Here is a 4,536-nt window from a genome sequence, read left to right on the forward strand (position 1 = left end):
CGCCGACGCCGTGGTTGATACCGCTGCGCGCACACTGAAACAAAGCCTCAAAGACCTGGAACGCGCCGTTCCCAAAACAACTGTCCGCGACACCGTCGAACGGGCATAACCGGAGACACCCAATGAACGCCATGACAGAACCGCTTTTATTCAAACAGGTCATCGAAGGCCAGGAGCGCGAGCTCGTAAGTTTCTCCACCCATCCCAGCAAATACCAGCACTGGACGCTGAGTGTGGAGGGCGATGTTGCACGCCTCAAGCTCGACATCAACGAAGACGGCGGCATCAAGCCCGGCTACAAGCTCAAGCTCAACAGCTACGACCTGGGCGTGGACATCGAACTGCACGACGCGATCAACCGCGTGCGCTTTGAGCACCCGGCCGTCAAGGTGGTGGTGTTCGAGTCGGGCAAGGAAAAGATCTGGTGCTCGGGCGCCAACATCTACATGCTGGGCCTGTCGACGCACGGCTGGAAGGTCAACTTCTGCAAGTTCACCAACGAAACCCGCAACGGGCTGGAAGACTCTTCGCGCCATGACGGCCTGAAAGCCATCGCTTCCGTCACCGGTGCCTGCGCCGGCGGTGGCTATGAGCTGGCCCTGGCCTGCGACCGCATCATCATGGTGGACGACCGTTCTTCCACCGTCAGCCTGCCCGAAGTGCCTTTGCTGGGCGTGCTGCCCGGCACCGGTGGCCTGACCCGCGTGACCGACAAGCGAAAGGTGCGCCGCGACCTGGCAGACATCTTCTGCACGACCAGCGAAGGTGTGCGCGCCGACCGCGCCAAGGACTGGAAGCTGATCGACGCCCATGCCAAGCCGCAGCAGTTCGGCGACCTGCTTGCTACAGAAATCGAAGCGCTTCGCGCACAGTCCACAAGGGCTGCAGCCTCAAAGGGTATCGAACTGACGCCGCTCAAGGCTGCCATTGACGACGCCGGCTACCACTACAGCCTGGTCGATGCGCAGGTCGATCGCGAAAAGCGCATTGCCACCATCACCGTCAAGGCGCCAGCCGCGGCCATCGAGTCCACGCCCGAAACCATTGAAGCCGCTGGCGCGAACTGGTATCCGCTGAAATTGCAGCGCGAGCTTGACGACGCCATCCTGAACTTGCGCACCAATGAACTTGAAGTCGGCACCTGGGTCATCAAGACTACAGGCGACGCCGGCCAGGTGATCCGCATGGATGAGGTGCTGGCCAAGCTGAAAGATCACTGGCTGGTGAAAGAAACCACAGGCGCGCTTCGCCGCACGCTGGCAAGGCTGGACGTGACCAGCCGTTCGCTGATTGCGCTGGTTGATGCAGGTTCGTGCTTTGCCGGGACTTTTTATGAATTGGCCCTGGCTTGTGACCGCATCTACATGCTCGATTTGCCCGATGCGCCCGATAGCGCTCCGGCGCTGCAACTGAGTTCCGCCAACTTCGGTTGGTTCCCCGCCGTCAACGGCCTGACGCGTCTTCAGACACGCTTCTGCGAAGACGCCACCACGATTTCCCAGTTGCAGAAACTCGGCGACAGCCCGCTGCGCGCTGACCAGGCACTGGCGCTCGGTTTGGTCACCTTGACACCCGACGACATCGACTGGAACGACGAAATCCGCATCATGCTGGAAGAGCGCGCGTCGCTCTCGCCCGATGCGATGACGGGCATGGAAGCCTCGCTGCGTTTTCCGGGCAAGGAGACGATGGAGACGCGTATCTTTGGCCGCCTCTCGGCCTGGCAGAACTGGATTTTTATTCGGCCGAATGCGGTGGGCGAAGACGGTGCTCTGAAATTGTTTGGCACTGGCAAAAAAGCGAAGTTCGATTGGAAGAGGATTTAGCCCCCACGCTTTTCGCTGCGCGTAATGCGCTTCCCCCCGAGGGGGCCCTTTTTTTCTAGGGGCGGCCCGTCGAAAAAATTTAAGGAAACATCATGAGCTCTATCGACCTCCAAGCCCTCATCCCCAACAACGTTCACCTCGGCGAAAACCGCCAGCTCCAGCGCGCGCTCGAGCACTGGCAACCCGCTTTCCTGAACTGGTGGGATGAGATGGGCCCCAGCGACTTCAAGGCCAAGGAAGTCTATTTACGAACTGCTGTAGGTGTGGATGCTTCGGGTTGGGCCAGCTATGGCTATACCCCCATGCCGGACTACCGCTGGGGCATCTTTTTGGCCGACAAGGAAGAGGGCCGCAAGATCGGCTTTGGCGACCACATGGGTGAAGAGGTCTGGCAGGACGTGCCCGGCGAATACCGCTCGACCTTCCGCCGTTTGATCGTGACGCAGGGTGACACCGAGCCGGCGTCCGTTGAGCAGCAGCGCCTGCTGGGCCACACTGCACCGTCGCTGTATGACCTGCGCAACCTTTTCCAGGTCAACGTCGAGGAAGGCCGGCACCTCTGGGCCATGGTGTATCTGCTGCACGCACACTTTGGCCGCGACGGCCGCGAAGAAGCCGAAGAGCTCTTGATGCGCCACAGCGGCGACGCCGACAAGCCGCGCATCCTGGGAACCTTCAACGAGCCCATGGACAACTGGCTGTCCTTCTTCATGTTCACCTATTTCACCGACCGCGACGGCAAGTTCCAGCTCAAGTCGTTCGCGGAATCCGCGTTTGATCCGCTGGCTCGCACCACCCGCTTCATGCTGACCGAAGAGGCTCACCACATGTTCGTGGGTGAGACCGGCGTGGGCCGCGTCATCAAGCGCACACTGGAAGTCATGAAAGAGCTGGATACCGACGACGTCGCCACGCTGCGCAAGGCCGGTGTGATCGACCTGCCCACGGTGCAGAAATTCATGAACTTCTGGTTCACGTCGTCGCTGGACCTGTTCGGCTCGGAGGCGTCGTCGAACGCCGCCAACTACTTCAGCAACGGCATCAAGGGCCGGCCCGACGAAGCCAAGTTTGCCGACCACGTCGAGCTGGAAACCGAGATGAGCATCGTGGTGCCGAACGGGCAGGGCGGTGTGAAGAACGAGACCATCTCGACCCGCAACGGCATGAATGAAATCACGCGCCTGGAGTACGTCAAGGATTGCAATGTCGGCGTGACACGCTGGAACATGGGCATCAAGCGCGCCGGTGTCGACTTTGAACTCACTCTGCCATCGACCCGTTTTCGCCGCGAGGTCGGCGCCTGGGCCGGCAATTTCACCGACCCGCTGGGCAATCCGATCAGTGCCGCCGATTTCGAGGCGAAGAAAAGCCAGTGGCTGCCGACACCCGAGGATACGGCGTTTGTCAAAAGCCTGATGAACCGGGTGACGGAGCCCGGCAAGATGGCTGCCTGGATTGCGCCGCCGGATCGCGGTATCAATGCCAATCCGCTCGAGTACGAATACGTGAAACTCTAAGGGTGTGGTTTAAGCCAAGTCGGGCCGCGGGCTGGCTTTGCCAGACCGCAGGCGCAGCGGCTCCCTCGGGGGCAGGGCGCTACATGCAGTGAGCAACCGTGGGGGCTAGCCAATACTGGCACCACGCTCCTTGAGCAAGCCCCGCAGCAGCGAACGGTGGCAGCGCGTCTCGTTCTCGCAATAACAACCCATCGAGAAATTCGCCTGGTGTGACAGCGCCGCCAGCACGTCCAGGTTCCGGCTGGCGTCGGGCTCGTTCATCTCGGCGCGGTACTTCTTGCTGAAGGCCGCCCACTCCTTGTCGGAAGCAACCGATTGCCCGAGCTTCATGGTCTCCAGGCTCGGGGCGAGATTGGGATACCACACGTCATACCAGTTGCCGGAGCCGAACTCCGTTTTTGGCACGCCGCGGGGTGGCCGGCGTACCGTGCCTATGCGCAGTCCCTCGCCGGCGCTGCGTGCCGTGCCCAGCCTCACGATCTTGATGGTCATGACTGTCTCCTTTGGCGTGCGATTTTGGCAGGCTTTGTCTAGGAGCCCCGCGGTTTCTGCCGGCCTTCTGGAGCGTGCCGTTGTCCGTGAGGTGGAGAAAGTTGGGGCCGCGCGTGAAAGTGAGCGAAGTTCGGGCTATAATCTTGGACTTGTCGGAGTGTGGCGCAGTCTGGTAGCGCACCTGGTTTGGGACCAGGGGGTCCAAGGTTCGAATCCTTGTACTCCGACCAAAATTCCCAGCAAAAAAGCCCACTTAGGTGGGCTTTTTCATGCCTGCTTGCCGGGCGTTTCGCCAGTCTGCCTTGGCAGTCCCAAGCACTCATTAACTCCGCCAACGGCGGCGTTTCAGGGCTTCAGCAAGGACCCAAAGTTGGATGTGCGCCAGTATTCGCGCACCTGTTCCAGTTTTTCCTGAAAATCCCGAAAGTGCAGCGGCTTGCGCACGTAGCTGTTAAGTCCGCCCTGGAGCTCTTTCACCACGGGGGAATATTTGGATTCAGACGTCAGAAGGATGACGGGTACAAAGAAAGTGCGGGGGTCGGCCCGCATGCGCTGCATGACTTCCAGCCCGCTGAGGCCGGGCAAATTCAGGTCCAGCATGACGAGTTCGGGCGGATGGTCGTTGAGCCGGTTGCTGTAAGCACCTTCGCAGAAAAGGTATTCCAGGGCTTCCGTGCCGTCGCGGGCAACAATGATCTCAT

4 protein-coding genes and 1 tRNA gene are annotated in these 4,536 nt (G+C 60.6%); 3 read left to right on the forward strand and 2 right to left on the reverse strand.

All coding sequences use genetic code 11. The annotated features are described in order from the left end of the window. The first annotated feature begins 131 nt into the window (after nt 1-131). Nucleotides 132-1,826 (forward strand): 2,3-epoxybenzoyl-CoA dihydrolase, encoded by a 1,695-nt coding sequence (gene boxC / locus AC1D0Z_RS16420; protein WP_477659292.1) that lies wholly within the window; start codon nt 132-134, stop codon nt 1,824-1,826. A gap of 92 nt (nt 1,827-1,918) precedes the next feature. After that, nucleotides 1,919-3,343, forward strand: coding sequence for a benzoyl-CoA 2,3-epoxidase subunit BoxB (gene boxB / locus AC1D0Z_RS16425; protein WP_477659289.1), 1,425 nt, complete (start codon nt 1,919-1,921; stop codon nt 3,341-3,343). Nucleotides 3,344-3,448: 105 nt separating this feature from the next. Here the strand turns inward: boxB and AC1D0Z_RS16430 are convergent, their stop codons facing one another. Then, the gene (locus AC1D0Z_RS16430) at nt 3,449-3,835 is read right to left on the reverse strand and encodes a DUF488 domain-containing protein (RefSeq protein ID WP_477659290.1); all 387 of its coding nucleotides are present in this window, start codon (nt 3,833-3,835) and stop codon (nt 3,449-3,451) included. A gap of 153 nt (nt 3,836-3,988) precedes the next feature. On the opposite strand from AC1D0Z_RS16430, the gene AC1D0Z_RS16435 reads away from it, so the two are divergent. Beyond that, nucleotides 3,989-4,065: transfer RNA gene (locus tag AC1D0Z_RS16435), tRNA-Pro, on the forward strand. A 115-nt stretch (nt 4,066-4,180) separates the two neighbouring features. Here the strand turns inward: AC1D0Z_RS16435 and AC1D0Z_RS16440 are convergent. Further along, nucleotides 4,181-4,536 (reverse strand): response regulator (locus AC1D0Z_RS16440; RefSeq protein WP_477659291.1); only part of this gene is annotated, 356 nt, incomplete at its 5' end.

This window comes from Polaromonas sp. P1_E3, from assembly GCF_056405935.1.